The sequence below is a fragment of the Saccharospirillum alexandrii genome, from assembly GCF_004000275.1.
GTDB classification, from domain to species: domain Bacteria; phylum Pseudomonadota; class Gammaproteobacteria; order Pseudomonadales; family Natronospirillaceae; genus Saccharospirillum; species Saccharospirillum alexandrii.
Map to the genome: position 1 here is coordinate 425,870 of NZ_RCIP01000001.1, position 24,105 is coordinate 449,974.

Genomic DNA, 24,105 nt, shown 5'->3' on the forward strand with positions numbered 1-24,105 from the left:
AGTACCACTGGTTAGCCCATTAGGGCTTAGCCTTGGTATCGAGTAAGTGATGCCAGCATCGGCGTGTTCACGGCAGACATTTCTCTGGCAACTTGAAGGCTAACCGTTGCTGCGGCAATCCGTTAGCCAGCCATTGTCGTTCTTGTTGGAGCCTACCGCCAATTCAGTCATTGCAGACGTCTGTCTATATCGGCAGTTTAGTAGATTCTTGAAGCAAAGAAACAGGAGAAATTCATGAAGCCCTTTCGCATAGCCCGCTGGGCTATGACCGCCTTACCATTGTTGATCAGCGCTCCGCTACAGGCAGAACCGATAAAAATTGCCCATGTTTATGCCAAAACCGGGCCCTTCGAAGCCTATGCCAGGCAAAGCCATAATGGCCTCATGCTGGGGCTCGAATACGCCACAAGCGGTACCTTTGAAATCGATGGCCGAGCCATTGAAGTTATCGAGAAAGACACCGGGCTGGACCCGGCCCAAGGCCGTGCCCTGCTCGAAGAGGCCTACGGTGACGACAATGCAGACCTGGCGGTTGGGCCGATGTCCTCCAGCGTGGCACTGGCCATGCTGCCGGTGGCCGAGTCATTTGAGAAAATATTGATCGTTGAGCCGGCCATGGCCGACGCCTTAACCGGAGAGGATAGCAACCGGTACGTTTTCAGAACGGGCCGTAACGCGACACAGGATGCCGTCGCCAACGGGGTCGCCATTGGCCGCCCGGGTGTGAAAATTGCGACACTGGCGCAAGACACTCCCTACGGCCGAGATGGTATCGCCGCCTTTCGCGATGCACTGGCCGCTACCGGCGCCGAAGTGGTGCACGAAGAGTACGTCCCGATCGATACCACCGATTTCACCGCAGCGGGTCAACGCATTTTTGACGAGCTGCAAGATGCGCAGGGCGACCGGGTCGTGTTTTTCTATTGGGCTGGTGGTGGCAACCCCATGAGTGAACTGCAGGCGATGAACCCGGAACGTCTCGACATTCGGTTTGCGGCCAGTGGTACTACTTTGTCGGGCCTGGTTCGTTACAAGCCTTTTGTCGGTCTGGAAGGCGCTATATATTACTACTACGAGTCCCCGGGCAACGACATCAACCAATGGCTGGTCGAGCACCACCTTGAGCGTTTTGGCACGCCTCCGGATTTTTTTGCCGCCGGTGGTATGGCAGCGGGTATCGCCGCTGTGGAAGCGATTCGCCGTGCCGGCTCAACAGACACTGAAGAACTGATCAGCACCCTGGAGGGCATGCACTTCGATACGCCCAAGGGTGAAATGATGTTTCGCGCAGAAGATCACCAGGCTTTGCAATCGATGTTTCACTTCCGACTCAGTGTTGAAGAGGACGTTGAATGGGCTATTCCAGAGCAGGTACGCGAGCTCACTCTGGATGAAATGGACGTACCGCTCGGGCGCTGAACGCCTGTCTGCTGGCACCTTGTTAATCTCTCGGCAGCGTTGCGTTAACTTGACACCTCAGCTTCCACCGCTGTTCCCAGGGAAGCCTTCCCCCCTGGGTGAGGGCGCCTCCTACTATTCGCCGATGGGTCTAACCGAGACCGGTCTCTACACTGGCAGCATCTACCTCAATTGTTAACGGTCTGCTCTGTTTTGGGCAGATCAGAGACCGGACATTGCTGTCAACAGGAGACCTGGGATGGCTGGCAACATGATGACTCACCCGCTGAATACCAGCGACATTTTACGCAATGCGGCGCAACGGTACCCGGAGCAAAGCATTGTGTCTGCCATGGCGGATGGCAGCCGGCATCGCTACCGCTATCGAGATGCGCTGCAACGGTCGGCCCAGGTTGCCCACTTGCTGGCGCGGGCTGGTATTCAAAGTGGCGAGCGGGTAGCCACATTGGCCGTGAACCACTATCGCCACCTGGAGCTGTATTTTGGTATTTCCGGCATGGGGGCGGTTGTGCACACCCTCAATGCGCGGCTGTTCAGTGAACAGTTGCAGTACATCATCAATCACGCCGAAGATCGCTGGGTCTTTTTTGATCCGGAGTTTTTGCCCCTGCTGGAGGACGTCGCCGACCAGATTCGCGGTGTGGAGCGGTTTGTTGTGCTGTGTGACGAAGACTCAATGCCTGAGTCCGCCATACTGCCCCTCGATAATTATGAGCATTTGCTGGCCCAGATGCCGACGGAATTCCACTGGCCGCGTCTGCCGGCCGATGCCCCCTGTGGCCTCTGCTATACCAGTGGCACGACCGGCAACCCCAAGGGGGTAATGTACGAGCAGGGCTCAACGGTCTTGCATGCGATGATGAGCGGCTCTAGTCAGTATCTCGATTTCTCTGAGCGGTCGGTCGCCATGCCGGTCGTACCCATGTACCACGTTTGTGCCTGGGGTGTGCCGTTCTCAGCACCGGTATATGGCGCCAAGCTGGTATTGCCGGGTGGCAACCTCGATGGCGAGAGCTTACAGTCCCTGATTGAAGAGGAGTCGGTCAATCAGGCTTTTGCGGTGCCAACCGTTTGGCTGAACCTGCACAACTATTTGCAACAGAGCGGCAAGACGATCGATTCACTGAAGGTGATTGGCGTCGGCGGGGCGGCCTCGCCACTGAGTCTGGTCGAGATTTACGACAAGCTCTACAACGTCTACTGGATGGGTATTTGGGGCATGACCGAGACCAGCCCGCTGGCCACTGCCGCCAACCGCACACCGCAGATGGATGCCATGCCCGACGAACAGCGCTACGAACTGCAAAGCTCGGCCGGGCGCCCGATGTTGGGCGTGGAAATCGACATTTTTGATGAAGCAGGTCGCCCCTTGCCGCATGACGGACGCACCCGGGGCAATTTGCGCTGCCGGGGCTCCTGGGTGCTGGCCCAATATTTCAAGGGCGAGGGCAAAGACAAGTTTATCGACGGCTGGTTCGATACCGGAGACGTTGCCGTTATCAACCCCCAGGGGTATCTGCGCGTGGTAGATCGCAGTAAAGATGTGATCAAATCCGGCGGCGAGTGGATCAGCTCGGTGGAGCTGGAAAATGCTGCCCTGCATGACGATGCAATCAACGAAGCCTGCGTGATTGGCGCTACCCACCCAAAATGGGATGAACGACCGCTCATGCTGGTGACCATCCGCGCCGGTAAAACCCTCGATGAAGCTCGCCTGCGCAAGGTACTGTCAGAACGTGTCGCCAAATGGTGGCTGCCAGATGCCATCATCCAGGTCGACAGCTTGCCGCATACCGGCACTGGAAAACTCCGCAAGGTAGACATTCGCGACGACTACCGGGATTATCTGGTGGAACGAGATAAAGCCTGAGTATTAAGGCGTGCTCACAGCGCAGATGGATATATGGCCGTGTCGAGTTGCCGGGTAGGCCTGTCCGGGGAGGTCCGCAGCAGGGATGCTGCGGTCCAGGCCCCATGGATGGGTTCACGCCGGCCCCGGACAGGCCTACCCGGTAGCTCGACACTGAATGCAAAGAGCAATGTAATCCAAATGTAACCAGTGACGAAGCCGCTGTCTGACTCCCGACCAAAGGACCCGCTCCCGGATGTCACCGACGTTTTTCATCCTTATTTCGCTGCTCTACGTCATCCTGTTGTTCGTCATCGCACTCTATGGTGACCGGCATCCGGTCGCCCGTCGCTGGCAGCCCTGGGTGTACAGCTTGTCGCTGGCGGTATACTGCACCAGTTGGACGTTCTACGGGGCTACACGTCAGTTTGCTGAATATGGCTGGGCCTTTGCGCCTTCGCATGTCGGTGCCATTCTGCTGTTTCTGGTGGGTTATGCGTTTTTGCTAAAAGTGGTGCAGGTCGCCAAACGCGAGAACGTGACCACCATTGCCGACTTTATTGCCAGTCGTTTTGGGCATAGCCGGGCTGTCGCCGTGTTTGTTGCGTTGATCTCCCTGGTCGGGATCGTTCCCTATGTAGCGCTGCAGTTGAAAGCCATTTCGGTGAGTTTCAATGTGGTCGCGCCAACGATCACAGCGGGCGAGTTCTGGTACAACGATTCGGCTCTGTATGTATCGTTGATTCTTGGGCTGTTTACGCTGCTGTTCGGCACCCGCCATCTGGATACCTCTGAACACCACCCTGGCATGATGCTGGCCATTGCCTTTGAATCGGTGGTCAAACTCTTTGCCTTTCTGGTGCTGGGGTACTGGGCGGTCTATGCCGTTGGTGGTGGCTTTGCCGAGGTGGTTAAAACGGCGGTGAATACACCGGAGATCTGGTCGATTATGACCGATTTCAGCAGTCCTTATATTTACACAACCCAGGTCATGCTGGGCGTTGTCGCCATCATTGCTCTGCCACGGCAATTTCATGTGGCGGTTGTGGAATACCGCGATCAGCGCGACCTGCGCATGGCACGCTGGATATTCCCACTCTACCTGGTGCTGATTAACCTTTTTGTGCTGCCCATGGTGCTGGTCGGGTATGAGTACTTTTCGACCAACCCGGAGCAACTGGAATACATGACGCTGATTCTGCCGATGATGATGGGGCGGGATGATCTGGTGGTGCTGGCCTTTATCGGCGGTTTGTCGGCGGCGACGTCGATGGTGATTGTGGCCAACATTGCGCTCAGCACCATGCTCTCGAATGAGATCCTTCTGCCCGGGCTGATTCGTCTTGGCTGGTGGTCTGCCGATGCGCCCAATCTGGGCCGCCGCGTCGTCTGGTTGCGGCGTTTGGGCATCATGCTCATCGTGCTTGCCGCCTTTTTCTATTACCGGCTGATCGTCGCCTTTGAAGGGTTGGTGGCGATTGGTCTGGTCTCCTTTGTTGCGGTGGCCCAGTTTGCTCCGGCGTTATTTTTGGGCCTGTACTGGACAGCGATGAACCGCAAAGGCGTGCTCTGGGGGCTGGGGCTTGGGTCGGCGGTTTGGTTCTATACCTTGCTGATTCCATTGCTGATTCGCGCCGGTTTGATGCCCGATACCCTAATGAACGGCCTGTTTGGCCTGAGCTTTCTGCGGCCTCAGGCGTTGATGGGTGTTGAGGGACTCGACCCCATCGTGCACGGCACCGCCTGGAGCCTGGCGATGAACGTACTGGGGCTGCTGCTCGGCTCTGCCTTTGGCCGGGAAACCCTGAAAGACCGGATGCAGGCCTCGCTGTTTGTGCACGCCAACCGGTCCGATTCGGGCTTGCTGCAAAACGCCAGTCGAACCGTGTCGATTGGTGATCTGCACCTGTTGCTGGGGCGTTTTATGAGCGCCGATAAATTGCACCGATTGTTCTCGCGCTACACCAACCCGCTCAATGGCCGTTTGCTGACCGATCATACCGCCGATGACGATTTGCTTTACCAGGCAGAGCGTTCTCTGTCATCGGTATTGGGGGCTCCCGCGACCCGTTTGTTGTTTGAGCGCTTCGACCAACCGATGACAGGGCAGTGGCGGCATTTATCGACCATGGTGGATGAAGCCTCCCAGGTGCTGAAGTTCAACCGTGACTTGCTCAACTCGGCGCTGCAGTCGATCAGCCAGGGCATTAGCATTGTCGATCGTGATTTGAACATCGTGGCCTGGAACCAGGAGTATCAGCGCATGTTCCGGTACCCTGAGGGCATGCTGCAAGCGGGGCAGCCCGTGGAGGCGTTGCTTCGGCACAACGCAATGAAAGGCGAACTGGGGGACGGGGATCTTGGTGAGTTGGTTGAACGACGTCTGGGCCACCTCAAGGCAGGATCGTCCTATCGGATTGAGCGCAAGCGGCCGGATGGCAGTTACCTGGAAATTCAGGGGAACCCAATGCCAGACGGCGGTTACATCACAGTCTATTCGGACATTACCGACCGCCGTCGTATTGAAGATCAATTGCGCCGTAGCAACGATATGCTGGAAGAAAAAGTTTCTGAACGCACCGAGGCACTGCAGTTGACCAACACCGAACTGGAAAAAGCCAACACCAATAAAACCCGATTCCTGGCCGCCGCCGGGCACGATTTGGTGCAGCCGCTGAATTCAGCTGCCCTGTTTGCCGCGAGCCTGCAAGCCAAGCTGCGACGCCTGGACCAGACGCCGGAACTGCTTGGCCTGGCTGAGCAGATCGAGCGTTCCCTGCACTCTGCCGACAACTTGCTGGGCGAATTGCTGGAAATTTCCAAGCTCGATTCGCACATCATTCACCCGAACCCGGAAACCATTTCTCTGGCCAGCGTGCTGGCCTCGCTTCACGAGGAGTTTGACGTGCTGGCGCGAGACCGGGGCATTCACCTGACCTTTGTTAGAACCTCGCTCTGGGTGCTCAGCGATGCCCGGTTGTTGCGGCGCATGCTGCAAAATCTGCTCAGCAACGCCTTGCGCTACAGTCAGCGTGGCCGGGTCACTCTGGGCGTGCGGCGACACGGAGCCTGGTGTCGCATTGAAGTCTGGGATACCGGCCCGGGCCTGACCGAGAAGCAACAATCGGAAGTGTTTGAGGAGTTTCATCGACTGCCAGACACCCAGAGTGAAGAGCGCGGTCTGGGCTTGGGCCTGGCCATCGTTCGGCGTTTGTCCGTATTACTCGAACACCCGGTCACGGTGCGCAGTGAGCTTGGGCGGGGCAGTATGTTCGGCATTGAATTGCCGCTGGCGTCTGCCGGCATAGCGACCGGTAAAGCAGCGGTACCGGCGGCCGGTTCCCACCAGGGGTATCACATTCTCTGTGTCGATAATGAAGTGCAGATTGTGGAAGGCATGAACAGTCTGCTGGCCGAGTGGGGCTTCAGTGTTTCGGTGGCCAGCCAGCCAGAACAGGCCTGGGACATGGCCCTTGAACAAAAGCCGGACCTGATCGTCATGGATTACCATCTGGACCAGACGTTAACCGGGCTAAGCGTGCTGGAAGCCTGGCACAATCAGGGTCTGGCCGACGTGCCGGTGATTATGATCACCGCGGATTACACGGAAGAAGTGCGCCAGGCGATCGAGAAGCGGGGCTATCGCTTATTGAAAAAACCAGTTCGGCCACTGCAATTGCGGGCTTTGCTGGCGTCTTTGTTGCGATAGTTCATCCACGTTTCGGAGTTCGGGTCCGCTGGGGAGGCATTGGTCCGCGCCGGGCACAGGGTGTGCCCTTGTAGGGTCGGCGTGAATTTGTCCATGACGGTCCGACGTCTCGGCCCAGACCGCAAACTCCATGTTGCGAACTTCCCCACAAGGGCTCACCCAGCACCCGCCGCTCGTTTCTGCAACGAACTCCGAAACTGAGTAGGTAGGTCACCTACTCAGGCACTTCCAAATACTGGTTATACATGGCGGCCTGGGTGCGGTTATACAGATTGAGCTTGCGGAATATTTCGGAAACGTGCGTTTTGATGGTGGTTTCCTTGACGCTCAGCTCGTAGGCAATTTGTTTGTTCAGGTACCCACGGGCAATCAGCGCCAGCACATGTTGCTGCTTGGGGGTCAGGCTGGCGAGTTTGGTAATGGCGTCGATGTCTTCATCGATGGTGTGACTGTCGGCCTGGTGGTTGGCGGGGAAATACCCCTTGCCGCTGATCAGCGCTCGCAATGCATCTACCAGTTGTTCGAGAGACAGCGATTTGGGCAGATACCCGAGTGCGCCCGCAGCCTTTACGTGCGCTACGGTTCTGCTGGCCTCATTGGCGGTGATGACCGCCACTGCAACCTCCGGAAAGCGGGTTCGTATCTGAATCAGGCCGAGTAAGCCTTCGCTACCGGGCATTTTTAAATCAAGCAACAGCAGGTCGGTGGTGTTATTTTCCAGGTGGAACAGTGTCGATTGTAGGGTGTCGGTTTGCTGAATCGTGACCGCAGTTCCGGTGTTCGACAGGGCTTCAGACAGCGCATTGCGGAACAGCGGATGGTCGTCGGCGATCAGAACTTGAAGGGTATCCGTCATGGCATTCACAGCGTCGTTGTTGTCGTTTTTATTGACGGGCAGTGTAGCACTTTCAGGTGGGAGTTTAGCGCTGGAGCGGCGGCCCTCCTCCTAAGGTAGGAGGCGTGACCTGGGTGGGAATGCGGCAACCATCTAACCTGCCTTAACGGAAGCCGGGTCGTCGTCGCGCTGGTTCTGTTCCAGTTCTTTGATGCGTTGCAGCATGGTTTGCGAGTCAGACATGAATTGTTTGACCAGGGTTTCCATCTCTTCAATGTCTTCGTTGCTTTCTGCCCGGGTATCCCGGGCATTGACCTGCTCGGTGCGGGTGCTCAGTTCGGCAACCAGCGTCTCAGTGGAGCGAAGCAGAGCTTGCAGTTGATCGATTTCCTTTTCCTGAGCCGGGAGTATGTCGTCGGTGTCGGCTCCTTCACGCAGGTCGTCCACAAGGTTGCGCAAGGTATCCAGGCTGAGTTGAATCTGAGCGCTGAGCGTCTCGAACTCCTCTGAGGTGGCGGCTTGAGAACTCTCGGCTTCGGGTGCTCCGGTATCGACCGGCTGTGCATTGAGCTCCTCCAGCGCTTGCTGGGCTTGCTGCAACTCCATTTCCAGCATGGCAACGCACGATTCTGAATCCCGCACCAGCAATTCCAGCCGGCTGATTTCATCGTCCTGAACCTGCATGGCGCGCTCCGGATCGTTGCCTGACCGCAGTTGTTCCAGTGCATCGCGCAGGCTGGCGACTGACTCTGCCTGGCTGGAGGAGTTGGAGGTCAGCTTTTTGACATGATCCGGGTTCACCGCTTTGGGGCCGCCTACTTGCAGGTCTTTCAGGCGATTTTTCAGGCCGTGAACCTCGGTTTCGAGTTCTTCATTCTCATGATTGGCGGCTTCCAGTTCCTTCTCCATCAGGTTGACGCTGACATCAGCCTCTTTGACATAGCGGTTCAGCGCCTGAATCAACTCCGCTTGCTGGTTGGCGTACTCGTCGCCATCCGGGTCGATTTGCTGCAATTTCAGCGACAGCTGGTTAATCGTCTCCTGCATGTCGTACTTGTCGCACTTAAGCTTGTAGATCTCATCGGCGTACGTGCCTTTTTGCGGGCGCTCAAAATTGCTTGGGCTGGCCGTGTTAATGGACTTGAGGGTGTTCATTTCCTGCTCGAGCAGCCGGATCCTGTCGCGAGCAGCGGCATACTGGGCTTCGTACTGTTTCAGGTCCCGGGTGAGCTGGTCTTTGCCCAGTTCCGAGTCGGCTCCTTCCTGACGCGCCTCGCGGGCGGGTTCAAGGCCGCTATCTTTTAATACCTGGTGCGCCTGGTGTGCCCACTCCTCATCGTCGATCTCGCCGGCGAGTAGCTTTTGTTCCAGGTCCAGAATACGACGGCGAAGCCAGTGAATATGGGCCGGTTCGTCCGGTTCAGGGGTGCGATGCAGGTCGTTCCCGGCTTCCGTCAATTCGGCTTCCAGGGTGTTCAGGTGGTGTTTGAGTTGCTCCGGGATGGTCTTGCCGGCGCTGTCGGCCGCCACTTGTGCCGATTTGAAATCCTGGGTTAGCTTGCGGTTCTGAGCCCGCAAGGCTGCGATTTCCTGTTGTTTCTCCTGCTGTCGGCGCAATTTCTCCCAGCGCATCTCTTTGAGTATGGCGACCAGCACATGGTAAAGCCGTTGCCGGTAAAAGAGGAAGATCGTGATGACCACATACACCACGGCAATCTCCGCGATGATGAACAGGGTCATTTGATCAATAAACATAGACGGCGCTGCCCTAGACCTGATCGACCCAGCGACGCTGGCCATCATTGAGCGATTGAGTACCCGAAGCGGAATAGGTGTCGGTAGCACCGACCAGGTTTTTCAACAGAGTCAGGCGCGCCTGATTCCGCGCCGACAGGGAGGCCAGCATTTGCCGGTTCACAGCGGTAGAGCGGCTATTTTCGTCCAGGCTCGCTTTCAGTGTTTGCCATTGGGTCAGCAGCGGGGCTTGTTGCGCGGCGTCCAGCTGTTGTTCGCACCAGGCGTGAAAAGCCGGGTAGTCGGGCTCGATACCCTGGTTGGAACACCAGGCGAGCAGGGCTTCCGAGGCGGTGAGCAGGGTGTCAGTCAGGGAGGACTTTCGATCGAGAACAGCGGACAGCAACGTCAGATCACCGGTTTTCAAGGCCTGGTGTTCATCGGCAAGGAGTGGTTCAAATGCATGGCTGGCATCGAGCGCCCTGGCGAGCGCCGCCTGCAGGGCGTTGAGCGTTTCGGTATTCATGGTCCTGTCCCCGCGGTTAACCCGGCGACTGCCTGAACCCTTAAACGATCAAAGGCCCGACTCGAAGCGTCGAAAGGCGGCCGCCAGCTTATTATAGTCGATAGAGTAATCACCGTTTTGAATGGCGGTTCGAATGCGATCGACCTTTTCCTGGTCGATGTCTGGCAATTGCTGCACCTTGTTGTTGACGGTGCGCAATACCTCAGCGCGATCCGACAGCTTGACCACATCGTCTGTGTTCTTGCCGCTATCACTCTTGTTTACAGCTCCAGCACTTTCTGTGCCAGCTTTTTTGGTCGACGCAGCGTTGTCGCTTTCGCGGCTCTTTGCAGACCCGGTTTGTCCCGATGAAAGGCCGTTCAGATTAATGGCCATTGTGCTCACCTCATGTGAAGTTGGTTTTTCCTGAAGGGGGTAGCGGCCCTGGCTTCAGAAACTTGAGTGAATTTTGTGAAAAAAGTCAGCTTTTTCTTCAATCACTGTATCAAATTGGTTAAAAACCAGCCAGTCGGTGGCGTCGCCCTCACTGGGTATGGATCTCGACCACGCCTTTCGATTTCACATAGGCATGAATGGTTTGCCGGGATGACAGGTTTCTGACGGGAATCTGTTGCCCCTGGGACCCTTCTCTGAGTGCCTCACCCTCCGTCTGTACCGAAAGGCCGGCCCCCGTGGCGTATATGATAACGCGGTCTCCCCGCTCGATCATCACCGGCGGTTTGGCCACATAGGGCGTGATCACCGTGCCCTGCGTCAGGTTACGGGCCACTTCGTACCCGCTCAGTTCGGCTGCACTGCTATAGTGTCCATGGCGAAGCGAGGAGACATCCGTCATCGCCAGGCTCATATCAGCCGGCGACAGGCGCTGGCCGCGCGACAGGCTGCGCGCGGTCACGACCACAGGAACATTCACCGTCAGCCCAACTGGAATATAGACCTGCCAGCCCAGACTTTCGCAGGCAACTCGGGGTGTCAGCCGGTTGGATAACGAACTGCCACGCCAATCGACCTGCAAGGGAGCGGGGCAGGGTGCCAGATTGGCCGTGGCATCGTTAACGGTAATGGTTGTTGATATCTGTTCGTCAGGAACGTTCGGGTGATCGTTCCTGACGCGCTCCAGTAGCGATTGTTCCACGGTCTGGGTAATCTGCTGGCCCGCCGTCAGATTGATCGTTTCAGTCGCATTGGCCGTAAAAGCCAGGCTGGCTATGGTCAGGATCACTCCGGCGATTGTGATGCCCGGTTTACCAACAGCGCGAGACGCCAGGTCTGACCGGTCTCGCCCGGTTAAACCTTCTGAAACATCCGCCGATAGGTATAAATGTCTGATCATGCAGTTGTCCTTGGACGATTGCCGACTATGCTTGGTGAAAAGTCACCGATTAAAGGACGCTTGCTGGCAATTCGTTGCCAGTGGGCTGAAAATGCCGCTGGTGCATTCGCCAGTAAATTGACGAAAGGGTTCGGGCAGCGCCTGTGCTACAGTCCTTCTGCAAGGGCTGTGCCGACCTTTCTACAAAGGCTGTACCGACTGTCGTGGATTCGCGGCGGGAGTCGGACTCGGTGTCCGGCAGTTAACAGTATTATCAGTGGAGAATCCTATGGCCGGTGTTCTGGACAGTGTGAACCAGCGTACGCAGTTGGTCGGGCAAAACCGCCTGGAACTGCTGCTGTTCCGCCTCAATGGCGATCAAATTTATGGCATTAATGTTTTTAAAGTCAAAGAAGTGCTCCAGTGCCCCAAGCTGACTCAGATGCCGCAGTCCAGCAAGGTGGTGAAGGGCGTTGCCCATATTCGCGGCGGCACCATCCCCATTCTCGACCTGAGCGTGGCCACAGGCAATGCGCCGATAGAACATATTGAAGACAAGTTCACCATCATCACTGAATACAATATGAAGAGTCAGGGCTTCCTGGTTCAGGGAGTGGAGCGCATCATCAACATCAACTGGGAAGATGTGCAGCCACCACCCAAAGGCACTGGCCACGATCATTTTCTGACCGCGGTGACCAAATACGATAACAAGCTGGTCGAAATCATTGATGTCGAGAAGATTCTGGCGGATGTCACGCCCATGCAGGAAGACTTCAATGAAGACTTGCTGACCCCTGAAGTCGCCGCCAGTGCCGTGTCGAGACAAGTGCTGATCGTTGATGACTCCAAGATTGCACGCAAGCAAATTCAACGCACCCTGGAGAAAATCGGTTTGACGGTCGTAGCGCTCAACGACGGGCGTGAAGCGTTGAATCACTTGTTGGCCCTGATTGACGAAGGCGTGCAACCGACTGAGCGCTACCCGATTATTATCTCTGATATCGAAATGCCGGAAATGGATGGCTACACCCTGACTCATGAAATCCGCAACCACGCCCAACTCAAAGAGGCTTACATCGTATTGCACACCTCGCTGAGTGGCGTCTTTAATAAGGCGATGGTGCAAAAAGTGGGTGCCAACGATTTTCTGGCCAAGTTCCAGCCTGATATGCTGGCCCAGCTGGTGATAGAACGGATCACCAACCTGGGTGGTAATTTGCCAGCGATCGAAGGAGAGGCATGAAACAACAGGCAATCAGGCTCTTCTCGCCCGGTCGGACGAGTAAGGACAAAATCAGGCTGACAGGTCAGCAAACTCAGTGCCCAGGGGCCAGGAGTACAGGGATTAATGGTCGACGTTGAAAAAGGGTACCAGGCATTTTGTGACTACCTGGAAAAGCACAGTGGCATATGTCTGGGTGCCAGCAAGCAGTATCTGGTGTCGAGCCGACTGCGGAAAATACTGCAGCAAGCCGACATCACCAATCTGCAAGATCTGGTGACAGCGATTCAGCGACCCGGTGGCCAAAAGTTGCGCGCTGAGGTCATTGACGCTATGACCACCAATGAAACCCTCTGGTTTCGCGATATACACCCGTTCAGGATTCTGGAAGAAAAACTGTTGCCAGAGTTCTATCAGCAACGCGGCGCCCGCCCGTTGCGAATCTGGTCGGCCGCCTGCTCAACAGGGCAAGAACCTTATTCAATCTCCATGATGATCGAAGAATACAAGGCGCGGAACCGGTTGGTCAGCGGTGGCGAGAAAATCGTCGCGACCGACATTTCCGCCTCGGTACTGGATGCCGCCAAGTCGGCCGAATACGCCATGCTGGCCATTGGCCGCGGCCTGGATCCGGAGCGACTGAAGAAACACTTTGTCGAAGCCCCCAATGGGCGCTGGAAGGTCAAGCCAGGCATTGCCCAGCGGGTTGAATACCGCTCTCTTAACCTGCAGGACAGCTACGCCTTGCTCGGCAAATTCGACATCGTTTTCTGTCGCAATGTGTTGATCTACTTTACCGCAGACCTCAAACGCGACATTCTCTCCCGCATTCACGCCACTCTGAATCCGGGCGGGTATCTACTGGTTGGGGCCTCGGAGGCCGTCAACGGCCTGAACGACCTCTATGAGATGGTGCATTGCCGGCCTGGCATTATTTACCGTAAGCGGTGAGTTGCTGGTCAGGTGGGCGTGAAAGGCCATCGTTCTGCCCGGTGGTGCCGCAACCTGATCGAAGTCGCACGTAGAGACAGCTGCGCCATCCCCCTCGCTCCAACTCTTCGCCCTCGTCTCATGGATGAGGGCTGGGTAGGAGGGCTTTTCAGGCCTTACCCCACGCCAGTCCGAATAACACCAGCTCAACCAAGCTACCCTCATCCGGCTTCTGTCCACCTTCTCCGCTTCATCGGTCAAGGCTTGCCGCTTTGCCGCTGTGCCATTCTCTTGTGTCCATAACCTATTGATTTATAAGGATTTAATAACTTGGCATTCCCATTGCAATACCTTCTGTGAATTCAGAAAAACGGCAATGAGGTTCCATCATGGCGGCACTGGGCTTTAACAATTCACTGGGTATTCATGACGACGCTTTGCTGGTGCGTGCCCGGCGTTCCGAGGTGCTGGCCAATAACCTGGCCAATGCAGATACTCCGGGGTTCAAGGCCCGTGACATTGATTTCAAGGCCATACTGAGCGGCGAAGTTCAGCGTACCCAGAACCTTGAAGTTAACCGGACCCAGGCCAACCACATTCCCGGCAAGTCGGGTGGTGATGCCGAGCTGTTCTATCGTAACCCTTATCAGCCCTCGATTGACGGCAATACCGTGGATTCAAACGTTGAAAACGCCGAGTTCACCAAGAATGCGATGTCGTACAACGCCAGTTTTGATTTTCTGAATCGTAAATTCAAAGGCCTGACCAACGCGATCAAGGGGCAATAACCATGTCACTGTCGAACATAATTAATATCGCCGGCACCGGCATGAATGCCCAGTCCATCCGGCTGAATACCACCGCCAGTAACCTGGCCAACGCCCAGAGTGTTAGCTCCAGTGAGGAAGACACCTACCGGGCGCGCAAACCGATTTTTCAGGTGCTGCAACAGGCCGGTATCGACCGCGACTGGTCCGATGTGGATCTGGACCACGATGTGGGACAGGGCGTTAACGTTCGCGCCATTGTTGAAAAACAGGATCCGCTCGACATCCGTTACGACCCCACCCATCCGTTTGCGGATGAGCAGGGGTATGTCTACTACCCGAACGTCAACGTGGTAGAGGAAATGGCAGACATGATTTCCGCCCAACGCAGCTTTACCGTCAACGTTGAGGTGTTCAACACGGCCAAAACCATGCTGCAGAAAACGCTGACGATGGGGCAGTAAACGAGATGAACCCGATCAACCATAGCCGCGGCCAGAACGCTCACAAGAGGAATCATCATGGCTGACATGAACGACGTAACCGGTGCCGGGGCGCTGAGCCAATACGACATTGCTCAGAAGAAGCCCAAGGAAAATACGTCCAACGAGCTGGGAAAAGATGATTTTCTGAAGCTGATGATCGCTCAGTTGAATAACCAGAACCCGCTTGAACCTCAGGCCAATGCGGAGTTTGTCGCCCAGCTGGCGCAGTTCTCCCAGGTCGAAGGTATTCAGAACATGAGCAAGGGGTTCGAGTCATTATCGAACTCCTACAAATCTTCTCAGGCATTGCAAGCCAGCTCTCTGGTCGGTGGTGCCGTCACCATTGAAGGCAATCAGGAGAGTTTGTTGCGCCATGGTGAGCTGGTATTTGGCATGGCCGATGTGCCATCCGGCGCCAGCGGTATGATGCTGCAAATCACCAATAGTGAAGGCGAGATGATTGAGTCGGTTGCGCTGGGTAATCAGCCGGCGGGCGAACTGAGTTTCAAATGGGATGGGGCCAACCTCGAGGTCAACGGTGAAATGGCCGATATTGACTACGACAAATTTCCGACCGATGACGACGGCAACATCATTCCGCACGATGCCGGTGTTTACCGGTTCAGCGTGGTCGGCAATGTGGCCGGTGAACAGCAGGCTCTGGGTACACATACCAGCGCACGGGTCGACTCCGTCACCCTGGGGCAAGACAGTGACCTGCAGCTGAACCTGGCCGGTGGCGGCAACATTACCATGGCTGATGTGAAACAGATTAATCAGGTGTACTGATCGGCGCTGGTAAATAAAGCGACCGAGCAAGACATCAGGAACCGTTACCGGTGATGGCATCATCCCGGATTTGAACAGCGCAGTGCGAGGAGCAACCCATGAGTTTTGGTACTGGCCTGAGCGGCATCGCCGCCGCAAACAAAGACCTTCAAGTCACCGGCAACAACATTGCCAACGCCAGTACGACGGGCTTCAAAAGCAGTCGTACCGAATTTGGTGATGCCTACACCAACTCCTTCCTCGGCTACGGTCAGGATAAAGCCGGTGCCGGTGTGCGCGTCAGCAACATCGGGCAAAAGTTTGATCAGGGCAATATCAGTCAAACCAACTCGGCACTGGACCTGGCGGTTGATGGCAACGGTTTCTTCGTAATGGAGTACCCGAACGGCTCTGTCACCTATACCCGGTCCGGTATTTTTGGTGTCGACAAACAAGGGTTTATTACCGGCAACACCGGAGCCAAGTTGCAAGGCTTTGGCGTTGATGAAAACGGTATTGTGAATGGGGTGCTGACAGATCTTGAAGTCGATACCGGTAACCAGCCTCCGCGCGGCACTCACGATGTGGATTCGCGTGTGAACGTACCAGCCGGTGCGCAGGTATTGCAACAGGATGGGACCATAACCCGCACCAACGGGCTGGCCATTGGTGCAGCGCAGACCGGTTCACTGGTCGATACCAATTCAACCCTGTCCACCGTTGGCTTTCCGACGACGGCAGGCAGTGCGGCAACGTACCAGGGTGACCCGGTTGGTGTTGGCCTGCCCTGGACGCCCAGCGCCGTTGAAGCCTCCTGGACATTCGATGTCACCATTCAGGGCCCCAACATCAATGGTGGCACTGCTCCCCTTACCGCGAATCTGCAGCCGTTCAGAGACACGGCTACCTACAACAGCGTGGCCGATATGGTCTCCGCTCTTAATGGCAGCATTCAATCGGATTCCGATCTGGCGGGCAAGATCCGGGCGGTCGAGAACCCGGCAGGCACGATTACCTTTGAAACTAATGGACCCTATGCCACCGATGGAACTTCATTTGTTGGCCTGGTTAACTCAACCGGCACCTTGCTGAACGCAGGCTGGATGAACTTTGCAACTCCGACCGTTACCTCACCGGTCGCCGGTACCGAGCTCTTTACCGCAGGTGGCTTTATTGACCTGACGTCTGATCCCGGCCAGGCCGCCAATATCCAGGGTAACGACCAGATGGAGCTTGAGTACAACAACTTCATTCCTGGCACCAATACCACCCTGACCAGTGGTACAACCCTGAACACACTCGATAATACCGACCCGTTTGCCAACGCCGATGCGGGTAACGATATTGCCTTTAATATTAACGTGGGCTCCCTGAGCAGTGCCGTGACCATGACGGTTCCCGCTGGCGGGTATGCCAACCAGGCGGCCTTTGCGACGGCAATAGAAACAGCGGTTAACGGTGCGCTGGGTGCCAACACCATCAATGCCAATGTGGACGGTGCCACCAACCGGCTGGTATTAAGCACAGGTACAGCGGTTGGCATTGGGCCGGAAGACATCAGTATTGTTCACAATGCGGGTGCTACAACGTCGTCCATCAACATGAACACCGTGGGTATGGCGGTGTCTTCTTCACCAGCGCCAACCCGCGTACTGGGTGAGCCGGACACGCCCTTTAACAACCAGCTCGATGTCATTGTGGATGGCGGCGCTCCATTGACCATTACCATTCCGCCGGGCAGCTATGCCAGCTACAACGAACTGATTGATCAGATTAATACCCAGATTCAAACCACACCGGGGCTGGCAGGTGAAGTGAGTGCCTCTCATGTGAACGGTCGCCTCTCGCTCGAGCGCACCGATATTGGTGAATTTCCGATAGACATTGATGTCGCCGACCCTGCGACCGGTGAATCAATTGATGCGCTGGGCTTCGCCAGCAGCACCAAAACGGTTGGTACCGAACCGGTTGACCGCAGCCACAGCTTTAGAGTTAACCTGACCGTGCCCGCGCCGGATGAAGATAACCGGTCCGGCTCTGTCGTCATTAGCCTGGATGAAACCATTCTGTCGGTCGATCAGCTCGCAGCGGCTATTAACCGTGAGTTGGCCGCCGTTCCTGAAGAAGATTACATCGGCGTTCAGGCTGAAGTCGTGCGTGATGAGAATGACAACAAGAAGCTGCAGTTTGTCGCCATTCAGGAAGGTGAGGCGGCCATCGTGTCGGTCACCAACATTCTGGCGCCGGGCGATGATCTGGACGTTGGGCAACTCTACGCCCTGTTGCAGGTTGATTCATTCGACGCCAATTACCTGGAAGTGGGTGAAGCCGCGATCACCAATGGCTACCCGGAACAATCACTGGTGCTGTTCAATGAAGAGGCTGATGAGCGAACGCCCATTACCATTCCGGAAGGGGCCACTGCTGCTGAGATTGCCGCTTTACTCAGTGAAGAAGCTGGCGTAGATGCAGAAGCTGAAACCCAGGTTCGCCTGCTGGCTGAAAACTACGGCAATTCCGGAGATATGGACATCATCATCAACGGTCAGCGGATTACGGCTAACTCTTATCAGGACATGGTTGATGAGATAAACCAGTATCAGCAATCATCGTTGAACAGTATCACCGCTGCGCTCGATGATGACACGGGGGACATCGTTATTACGTCTTCAACCGGTATTGATGTATCGGTTTCCATTGACTCGCCCAATGACAATGACACCTTAACGGTTCAGGGTTTTCAGGGCACCGCACCGGTCGTCCTTGGCGGCGAGCCTGATGCGGAGGTAAACGCCAAGATTGGTGGTTTTGTCGACATCATTCTGAACGAAGGCTACACCATGATCGAGCCAGACCCTCGGGTCACTGGCCTGTTCAATGGTTTGACCGACAGCAGTTTTGAAGACTACACCATTAACGCTTTCAACCCGGATGATACCTCAACCTACAACGAAGTTGCGTCTCTGCCAATTTACGATTCCATTGGCAACCAGCACCAGCTGCAGTTGTTTTACGTCAAGAATCCGGGTGATGAAAACCGGCCCAATGCGCTCAACTCCTGGACGGTTTATGCCCAGATTGATGGGGAGAATGTTGGTGACCCGGATACCAGTTTGCCATTTCCGGAAAACACCGAACCAAGCATGGCATCTTTCCAGCTGTTCTTTAATCCGGATGGCACCATCGACGAGGAAAACACGGGCGAGTTCCTGATCTCCAACTGGAGCCCGATCGACCCGGAAACCGGAGAACCGACCGGTGCCTATGTTGGCTTGCCTGAGGCGCAGGGTGGTCGATTGCCGATCCCTGACCCGAACGTCAACTCGAACTTCGCGATTTCGTTCGATGGCACGACTCAGTACGGTGGTCCATTCGCCCGCTATGATTTCCAGCAAGATGGTTACGCCAGTGGCCGGCTGCAGGATCTTGAAGTGGGGGACGATGGCATCATTTTCGCCCGTTACACCAACGGCGAAGCGCAGGTGCTCGGGCAGGTGGCATTGGCCAGTTTTGCCAACAATGAGGGGCTCGATCCGGTCGGTAACACCGAATGGAAAGAAAGCTTCGCCTCCGGTGATGCGACCATTGGTGAACCAGGGACCGGTTTGCTGGGCAATTTGCAATCAGCGGCCCTGGAAGATTCAACCGTAGATCTCTCCGAGCAGCTGGTGCATCTGATCATCGCACAGCGGAATTACCAGGCCAGTGCGAAGACGATTGAGACGGCCAACGCCGTGACTCAGACGATCATTAATCTACGATAAACGGTTCGTGACTTAAAACGGAAGCGGCGTTGAGCATTGCTCAGTGCCGCTTCCGCAAACCGGCAATTCAGGCCAAAGCTTGCCGTTTGGCCGTCGTTTTTTTATTCCGTCCTTTCCTGTATCACGTCTTTCCCTGTTCTGCGTCCCCTGGGTTCCGCGTCTTTTCTGTCCTGCGTCCGTTCAAGCAAACCTGGCACACCTTTCGCAATACCCTCTGTACAGTCTATTAAAGCGGCAGCAGGAGTCCGGTATGGATCGTGCCCTCTACATTGCAATGACCGGCGCCAAGAACAACATGATGGCGCAAACGTCACACTCCAATAACCTGGCCAACGCCTCAACCACAGGCTTTCGGGCCGACTGGGCGCAGGCCCGGGCAATGCCGGTATACGGTGAGCATTTCCCGACCCGCGCCTATTCGATGACCGAGCGACCCGCGACCGATTTCAATGACGGTCCGCTGATTGAAACCGGCAACGAACTCGATGTTGCCGTAGGCGGCGATGGCTTTTTATCTGTGCTCGATGCCGAAGGTAACGAAGCCTATACACGGCGCGGCGATCTGGCGGTAACTCCCCTGGGTGAACTGATCAACGGTGTGGGGCAGCCGGTTCTGGGTAACGGTGGCCCTATTGTTTTACCGCCTTATGAAAAGCTGGAGATCGCCGGCGACGGTACTATCTCAATTCGCCCCGCGGGTGGCGGCCCCAACGAAATGCTGGTGATTGATGCGTTAAAAGTGGTCAATCCCGATCTGCAAAATTTTGAAAAAGGCACCGACGGCCTGTTTCGCCCGAGAGAGGGTGAAGCGGTATTGGAAGGCGACCCGGCATTGCGAGTGGTCTCTGGGTTTGTGGAGGGCAGCAACGTTAATGCCGTCGCGGAACTGACCAACATACTGGCCATTAACCGCCAATATGAAATGCAGATCAAAATGATGAAGGCATCGGACGATGTGTCCCAGGCCGCTGAACAATTGTTGCGCCTGAACTGATCGGGCCCGGCAGGAGAGTAAGTCATGCACAAGGCATTATGGGTAGGTAAAACCGGGTTGGAGGCGCAGGACATCGCTCTGGCCACTATCTCGAATAACATGGCCAACGCCAGTACCACCGGTTTCAAGAAGGAACGGGCGGTGTTTGAAGACCTGATTTACCAGGTACAGCGGCAGCCGGGCGGGCAGAGTGCCCAAAACACCCAGCTCCCCTCGGGGCTGCAGCTGGGTACCGGTGTGCGCACCGTTGGCACGCAAAAAATGTTCACCCAGGGCGACCTGAACATGACCGAACAACCGCTGGATATGGCGATTAACGGTCGCGGTTTTTTCCAGGTGCTGATGCCGGATGGCAATATTTCCTACACCCGGGATGGCACCTTCCACCTGAATGCCGATGGCGACATCGTAACGGCGAATGGCTACTTGCTGGAACCCAACATTCAGGTGCCCGAGCAAACCAAAACCATCACCGTGGGTAACGACGGCATCGTTACTGCCGTTTCGGAGAATGACAACATTCCGTTCGAGATCGGGCAGATCGACGTGGTCGACTTTGTTAACCCGGCGGGGTTGCAAGCCATCGGCAACAATCTCTATCTGGAAACGGCCGCCAGTGGCCAGCCACAGGTGGGTGTACCCAGTCTGGACGGGTTTGGAGCCATCATTCAGGGGGCGCTGGAAACTTCCAACGTCACCATTGTTGAAGAGATGGTCGATATGATTTCAACCCAGCGCGCCTACGAGATGAACTCCAAAGTAGTCAGCACAGCCGACCAGATGTTGGGCTTCATTAACCAGAACCTGTAACACCTGATGTGGCATAGCCTTGATAAACGAAAGGGGCACAGCATGAACATACACAGCGTACCGAGTTTTTTGGTCGTATTCGTCACCCTCACACTGGCGGGATGCGGCACTATGCAAGTCACTGCCCTCAGCGATTCGCCCAAACCCGGGGACCCGGATTTCGCGCCGGTTCCGTCAGATTCACTGGAACCACCGCCGAGTAACGATGGGTCTCTGTTCAACGATGCTTATGGCATGTCGCTCTATGGCGACAAGAAAGCCATGCGCACTGGCGATATCATCACCGTTGTGTTGGATGAAGAAACCCAGGGCAGCAAGTCTTCCCAGAGCTCATCGTCCAAATCCAGCGAAGCAGGCCTGAACGCACCGGTTATAGCCGGAGGTGCGCCGATTGAAGCGCTGAGCGCCACTATACAGGGAGAGCGCAACTTCTCGGGCCGGGGCGATGCGGATCAGAGCAACAGTCTGAGCGGCAACATCTCGGTGACCGTATCGGAAGTACTGCCAAACGGCGTACTGCGCGTTCGCGGCGAGAAATGGATCACCCTTAACACCGGGGCCGAGTTCATTCGCATTCAGGGCATGCTGCGACCGGAAGACATTAACCTGGACAACACCGTCTCCAGCCAGAAATTGGCCGATGCCCGCATTTCCTACAGCGGCGCCGGCGGACTGGCCAGTGCGAGTCAGCCCGGTTGGCTGACCCGGTTCTTTAATTCCCCATTGTTTCCGTTTTAACAACCCATGCGCTAAGCGGGCCATTGAATGGCCCGCAACTTGCTAATTCATCAACGCACGCCCTAAACCGCCAACAAGGTGACACCATGAAACGCTTCACGATCACACTGGTTCTACTGCTGCTGGGCAGCCTGGCGTACGCCGACCGGATTAAAGATCTGGCTGGGGTGCAGGGTGTTCGCAACAACCAACTGGTGGGCTACGGCCTGGTCGTTGGCCTGGGTGGTACGGGTGACAGAGCCCCCTTCACCAATCAGACCTTCCGCAACATGATGGAACAGTTCGGCATCACCATACCCGAAGGGGAAGACCCGCGGTTGCGGAACGTTGCTGCCGTCAGTGTGCATGCCACCTTGCCGCCGTTCTCCAAGCCCGGTCAGGAAATTGACATCACCGTCTCCAGTATCGGCAATGCCGACAGCCTGCGCGGCGGCAGCCTGCTGCTGACACCGCTGCGCGGCCCGGACGGTCAGACCTACGCTGTCGCTCAGGGTAACCTTGTCGTCAGTGGCTTTGGCGCTGAAGGGTTGGATGGCTCGTCCATTCAGGTGAATGTCACCAGCGCCGGGCGCATCCCCAATGGCGCCATCGTTGAGCGCGGTGTGAACAGTACCTTTTCGCAAGGCGATTATCTGACGTTCAACCTGCACCGGCCCGATTTCACCACTGCCCGGCGCATGTCGGAAACCATCAACGACCTGCTTGGCCCCGGCGCAGCCTCTGCCGTTGACGCTGCTTCGGTTCGGGTAACCGCCCCGCGTGACCCCAACCAACGCGTCAGTTTCATCAGCGTACTGGAAAACCTGGAAGTCACCCCCGGCGAAGAGTCCGCCAAGGTCATTATCAACAGCCGCACCGGTACGATCGTTGTGGGCCAGCACGTCCGCATTGACCCCGTTGCCATTACCCATGGCAACCTGACTGTTACCATCGACAACGCCTTGCAAGTTAGTCAGCCAGAAGGCTTCAACGATGGTGAAACCGTTGTCGTACCCGATACCGACATTAATATCGACGAAGGTGATAACCGGATGTTCCTGTTCGGCGGTACCGTTACCCTGAATGACATTGTGAATGCAGTGAACCAGGTGGGCGCGGCGCCGGGTGATCTGATGGCGATACTGGAGGCGTTAAAATCAGCCGGGGCGTTGAAGGCTGAATTGATCGTTATCTGACTCTGGCACATATCTTGAGTGCACAACTGAGTGTAACGGTTCGCCTCGGTGAACCGGCAACGTTTAACCCATAGAGCGGCAAATCATGGCTTCACAAATCGACGCAGCCTTTAACTACAACGATCTCAATGGCCTAAACAGTCTGAAATCGCTGGCCCGTAAAGACGATGCGGCCGCTCTGAAAGGTGTTGCCCAGCAATTTGAATCCATGTTCATCAACATGATGCTGAAAAGCATGCGCGATGCCACCGATGTTATGGCCTCTGACCTGTTAAGCAGTAACGAAACCAAATTCTACCGCGACATGCACGACCAGCAACTCAGTCTGCACCTGGCAGAAACCGGCGGCTATGGGCTGGCGGAAGTGATGTTTGAGCAGATGTCGGCCAATTTGCCCCAGCGTCCGGCTGACTTTCATAACATTGATGTCAAGCCATTGAACGACAGCATGCGCCCTGAGTTGCCGGTTACACCCGCGCGCCGTGACCCGGCGGGGCTGGACACAACAGAGCCGACATCCAGTGTCGATTTGACGAACCCTGAGCTGGATAAACTGTCGGCGTTTGAATCCCCAGAAGCCTTTATTGAGTCCCTCTTACCTCATGCCGAACAAGCCGCCCAGCGATTGGGCGTGGAGCCGCGCATATTGGTGGCCCAGGCTGCGCTCGAAACCGGCTGGGGCAGGGCGATGATTAAGGACGACCAGGGTGCCAACAGCTTCAATTTCTTTGGCATAAAGGCTGACCAGCGCTGGCAGGGTGCGGTGGCCGATACACAGACGCACGAATACGTTGAAGGCAATCGGATTTCAATTCGTGATGCCTTTCGCGCCTATGAAGACCCGTCCCAGTCGTTCAACGATTACGTCGACTTTTTAAGCACCAACCCGCGTTATCAAGCTGCACTGGATCAGGCATCCGATTCTGAGCAGTTCGTTCGCTCGTTACAGTCTGCCGGCTACGCCACCGATCCGGACTATGCCGATAAAATTCTGCGCATTGCCAACAGCCTGTCCACGACCGATGCTGCTCTCAGCTCGGGTCAGGCGTAAGCCGGAGGCTACAG

At 56.1% G+C, this 24,105-nt stretch carries 19 protein-coding genes; 14 read left to right on the forward strand and 5 right to left on the reverse strand.

Going from position 1 to position 24,105, the window contains the following annotated elements; genetic code table 11:
- Nucleotides 1-234: 234 nt before the first annotated feature.
- The 3 genes from EP166_RS02050 to EP166_RS02060 all read left to right on the forward strand — a co-directional run bounded on the left by EP166_RS02050 (nucleotide 235) and on the right by EP166_RS02060 (nucleotide 6,977).
- Nucleotides 235-1,419 carry a substrate-binding domain-containing protein gene (locus EP166_RS02050; RefSeq protein WP_127555147.1) on the forward strand — a complete coding sequence of 395 codons (1,185 nt, stop codon included), beginning with the start codon at nucleotides 235-237 and terminating at the stop codon, nucleotides 1,417-1,419.
- A 238-nt stretch (nucleotides 1,420-1,657) separates the two neighbouring features.
- Nucleotides 1,658-3,289 (forward strand): long-chain fatty acid--CoA ligase, encoded by a 1,632-nt coding sequence (locus tag EP166_RS02055; protein WP_127555148.1) that lies wholly within the window; start codon nucleotides 1,658-1,660, stop codon nucleotides 3,287-3,289.
- A 235-nt stretch (nucleotides 3,290-3,524) separates the two neighbouring features.
- Nucleotides 3,525-6,977 (forward strand): hybrid sensor histidine kinase/response regulator, encoded by a 3,453-nt coding sequence (locus EP166_RS02060; RefSeq protein WP_127555149.1) that lies wholly within the window; start codon nucleotides 3,525-3,527, stop codon nucleotides 6,975-6,977.
- Between the two features lie 214 nt (nucleotides 6,978-7,191).
- Here EP166_RS02060 and EP166_RS02065 read toward each other — a convergent pair whose 3' ends face one another.
- The 5 genes from EP166_RS02065 to flgA form a co-directional block, all read right to left on the reverse strand.
- Nucleotides 7,192-7,833: a response regulator gene (locus EP166_RS02065; RefSeq protein WP_127555150.1), complete on the reverse strand. Its 642-nt coding sequence runs from the start codon at nucleotides 7,831-7,833 to the stop codon at nucleotides 7,192-7,194.
- Nucleotides 7,834-7,965: 132 nt separating this feature from the next.
- Nucleotides 7,966-9,567 carry a hypothetical protein gene (locus EP166_RS02070; RefSeq protein WP_127555151.1) on the reverse strand — a complete coding sequence of 534 codons (1,602 nt, stop codon included), beginning with the start codon at nucleotides 9,565-9,567 and terminating at the stop codon, nucleotides 7,966-7,968.
- A 13-nt stretch (nucleotides 9,568-9,580) separates the two neighbouring features.
- Nucleotides 9,581-10,072, reverse strand: coding sequence for a flagella synthesis protein FlgN (locus tag EP166_RS02075; protein ID WP_127555152.1), 492 nt, complete (start codon nucleotides 10,070-10,072; stop codon nucleotides 9,581-9,583).
- Between the two features lie 48 nt (nucleotides 10,073-10,120).
- Nucleotides 10,121-10,447, reverse strand: a complete 327-nt coding sequence (gene flgM, locus EP166_RS02080) for a flagellar biosynthesis anti-sigma factor FlgM (protein WP_127555153.1) — start codon at nucleotides 10,445-10,447, stop codon at nucleotides 10,121-10,123.
- A 148-nt stretch (nucleotides 10,448-10,595) separates the two neighbouring features.
- Nucleotides 10,596-11,405 (reverse strand): flagellar basal body P-ring formation chaperone FlgA, encoded by an 810-nt coding sequence (gene flgA / locus EP166_RS02085; RefSeq protein ID WP_127555154.1) that lies wholly within the window; start codon nucleotides 11,403-11,405, stop codon nucleotides 10,596-10,598.
- A 268-nt stretch (nucleotides 11,406-11,673) separates the two neighbouring features.
- On the opposite strand from flgA, the gene EP166_RS02090 reads away from it, so the two are divergent.
- From EP166_RS02090 to flgJ, 11 genes are all read left to right on the forward strand, one after another.
- Nucleotides 11,674-12,630, forward strand: a complete 957-nt coding sequence (locus EP166_RS02090) for a chemotaxis protein CheV (protein WP_127555155.1) — start codon at nucleotides 11,674-11,676, stop codon at nucleotides 12,628-12,630.
- A 105-nt stretch (nucleotides 12,631-12,735) separates the two neighbouring features.
- The gene (locus EP166_RS02095; protein WP_127555156.1) at nucleotides 12,736-13,560 is read left to right on the forward strand and encodes a CheR family methyltransferase; all 825 of its coding nucleotides are present in this window, start codon (nucleotides 12,736-12,738) and stop codon (nucleotides 13,558-13,560) included.
- Nucleotides 13,561-13,928: 368 nt separating this feature from the next.
- Nucleotides 13,929-14,327, forward strand: coding sequence for a flagellar basal body rod protein FlgB (flgB, locus tag EP166_RS02100; RefSeq protein ID WP_127555157.1), 399 nt, complete (start codon nucleotides 13,929-13,931; stop codon nucleotides 14,325-14,327).
- Between the two features lie 2 nt (nucleotides 14,328-14,329).
- Nucleotides 14,330-14,770 (forward strand): flagellar basal body rod protein FlgC, encoded by a 441-nt coding sequence (gene flgC / locus EP166_RS02105; protein WP_127555158.1) that lies wholly within the window; start codon nucleotides 14,330-14,332, stop codon nucleotides 14,768-14,770.
- Between the two features lie 57 nt (nucleotides 14,771-14,827).
- The gene (locus tag EP166_RS02110) at nucleotides 14,828-15,580 is read left to right on the forward strand and encodes a flagellar hook assembly protein FlgD (RefSeq protein ID WP_127555159.1); all 753 of its coding nucleotides are present in this window, start codon (nucleotides 14,828-14,830) and stop codon (nucleotides 15,578-15,580) included.
- A gap of 98 nt (nucleotides 15,581-15,678) precedes the next feature.
- On the forward strand, nucleotides 15,679-19,323 hold the full coding sequence (locus tag EP166_RS02115) for a flagellar hook-basal body complex protein (RefSeq protein WP_127555160.1): 3,645 nt from the start codon (nucleotides 15,679-15,681) through the stop codon (nucleotides 19,321-19,323).
- Nucleotides 19,324-19,573: 250 nt separating this feature from the next.
- Complete coding sequence (locus EP166_RS02120) at nucleotides 19,574-20,317, forward strand: flagellar basal body rod protein FlgF (RefSeq protein ID WP_127555161.1); 744 nt, start codon at nucleotides 19,574-19,576, stop codon at nucleotides 20,315-20,317.
- Between the two features lie 24 nt (nucleotides 20,318-20,341).
- The gene (flgG, locus tag EP166_RS02125; RefSeq protein WP_127555162.1) at nucleotides 20,342-21,127 is read left to right on the forward strand and encodes a flagellar basal-body rod protein FlgG; all 786 of its coding nucleotides are present in this window, start codon (nucleotides 20,342-20,344) and stop codon (nucleotides 21,125-21,127) included.
- Nucleotides 21,128-21,169: 42 nt separating this feature from the next.
- Nucleotides 21,170-21,865 (forward strand): flagellar basal body L-ring protein FlgH, encoded by a 696-nt coding sequence (flgH, locus tag EP166_RS02130; protein ID WP_127555163.1) that lies wholly within the window; start codon nucleotides 21,170-21,172, stop codon nucleotides 21,863-21,865.
- A gap of 86 nt (nucleotides 21,866-21,951) precedes the next feature.
- Complete coding sequence (locus EP166_RS02135; RefSeq protein ID WP_127555164.1) at nucleotides 21,952-23,040, forward strand: flagellar basal body P-ring protein FlgI; 1,089 nt, start codon at nucleotides 21,952-21,954, stop codon at nucleotides 23,038-23,040.
- Between the two features lie 85 nt (nucleotides 23,041-23,125).
- A complete protein-coding gene (flgJ, locus tag EP166_RS02140; protein ID WP_127555165.1) occupies nucleotides 23,126-24,091 on the forward strand; it encodes a flagellar assembly peptidoglycan hydrolase FlgJ in 966 nt (321 codons plus the stop codon).
- The last annotated feature ends 14 nt before the right edge of the window (nucleotides 24,092-24,105 follow it).

Excerpts from the sequence above, each read along its gene's own strand:
- EP166_RS02115 (WP_127555160.1), top strand. The coding sequence starts at position 15,679 with ATGAGTTTTGGTACTGGCCTGAGCGGCATCGCCGCCGCAAACAAAGAC.
- EP166_RS02065 (WP_127555150.1), bottom strand. The coding sequence starts at position 7,833 with ATGACGGATACCCTTCAAGTTCTGATCGCCGACGACCATCCGCTGTTC.
- flgH (WP_127555163.1), top strand. The coding sequence starts at position 21,170 with ATGAACATACACAGCGTACCGAGTTTTTTGGTCGTATTCGTCACCCTC.
- flgG (WP_127555162.1), top strand. The coding sequence starts at position 20,342 with ATGCACAAGGCATTATGGGTAGGTAAAACCGGGTTGGAGGCGCAGGAC.
- EP166_RS02120 (WP_127555161.1), top strand. The coding sequence starts at position 19,574 with ATGGATCGTGCCCTCTACATTGCAATGACCGGCGCCAAGAACAACATG.
- EP166_RS02055 (WP_127555148.1), top strand. The coding sequence starts at position 1,658 with ATGGCTGGCAACATGATGACTCACCCGCTGAATACCAGCGACATTTTA.
- EP166_RS02075 (WP_127555152.1), bottom strand. The coding sequence starts at position 10,072 with ATGAATACCGAAACGCTCAACGCCCTGCAGGCGGCGCTCGCCAGGGCG.
- EP166_RS02090 (WP_127555155.1), top strand. The coding sequence starts at position 11,674 with ATGGCCGGTGTTCTGGACAGTGTGAACCAGCGTACGCAGTTGGTCGGG.
- flgB (WP_127555157.1), top strand. The coding sequence starts at position 13,929 with ATGGCGGCACTGGGCTTTAACAATTCACTGGGTATTCATGACGACGCT.
- EP166_RS02070 (WP_127555151.1), bottom strand. The coding sequence starts at position 9,567 with ATGTTTATTGATCAAATGACCCTGTTCATCATCGCGGAGATTGCCGTG.
- flgM (WP_127555153.1), bottom strand. The coding sequence starts at position 10,447 with ATGGCCATTAATCTGAACGGCCTTTCATCGGGACAAACCGGGTCTGCA.
- flgJ (WP_127555165.1), top strand. The coding sequence starts at position 23,126 with ATGGCTTCACAAATCGACGCAGCCTTTAACTACAACGATCTCAATGGC.
- EP166_RS02095 (WP_127555156.1), top strand. The coding sequence starts at position 12,736 with ATGGTCGACGTTGAAAAAGGGTACCAGGCATTTTGTGACTACCTGGAA.
- EP166_RS02135 (WP_127555164.1), top strand. The coding sequence starts at position 21,952 with ATGAAACGCTTCACGATCACACTGGTTCTACTGCTGCTGGGCAGCCTG.
- EP166_RS02060 (WP_127555149.1), top strand. The coding sequence starts at position 3,525 with ATGTCACCGACGTTTTTCATCCTTATTTCGCTGCTCTACGTCATCCTG.
- EP166_RS02110 (WP_127555159.1), top strand. The coding sequence starts at position 14,828 with ATGGCTGACATGAACGACGTAACCGGTGCCGGGGCGCTGAGCCAATAC.
- flgA (WP_127555154.1), bottom strand. The coding sequence starts at position 11,405 with ATGATCAGACATTTATACCTATCGGCGGATGTTTCAGAAGGTTTAACC.
- flgC (WP_127555158.1), top strand. The coding sequence starts at position 14,330 with ATGTCACTGTCGAACATAATTAATATCGCCGGCACCGGCATGAATGCC.
- EP166_RS02050 (WP_127555147.1), top strand. The coding sequence starts at position 235 with ATGAAGCCCTTTCGCATAGCCCGCTGGGCTATGACCGCCTTACCATTG.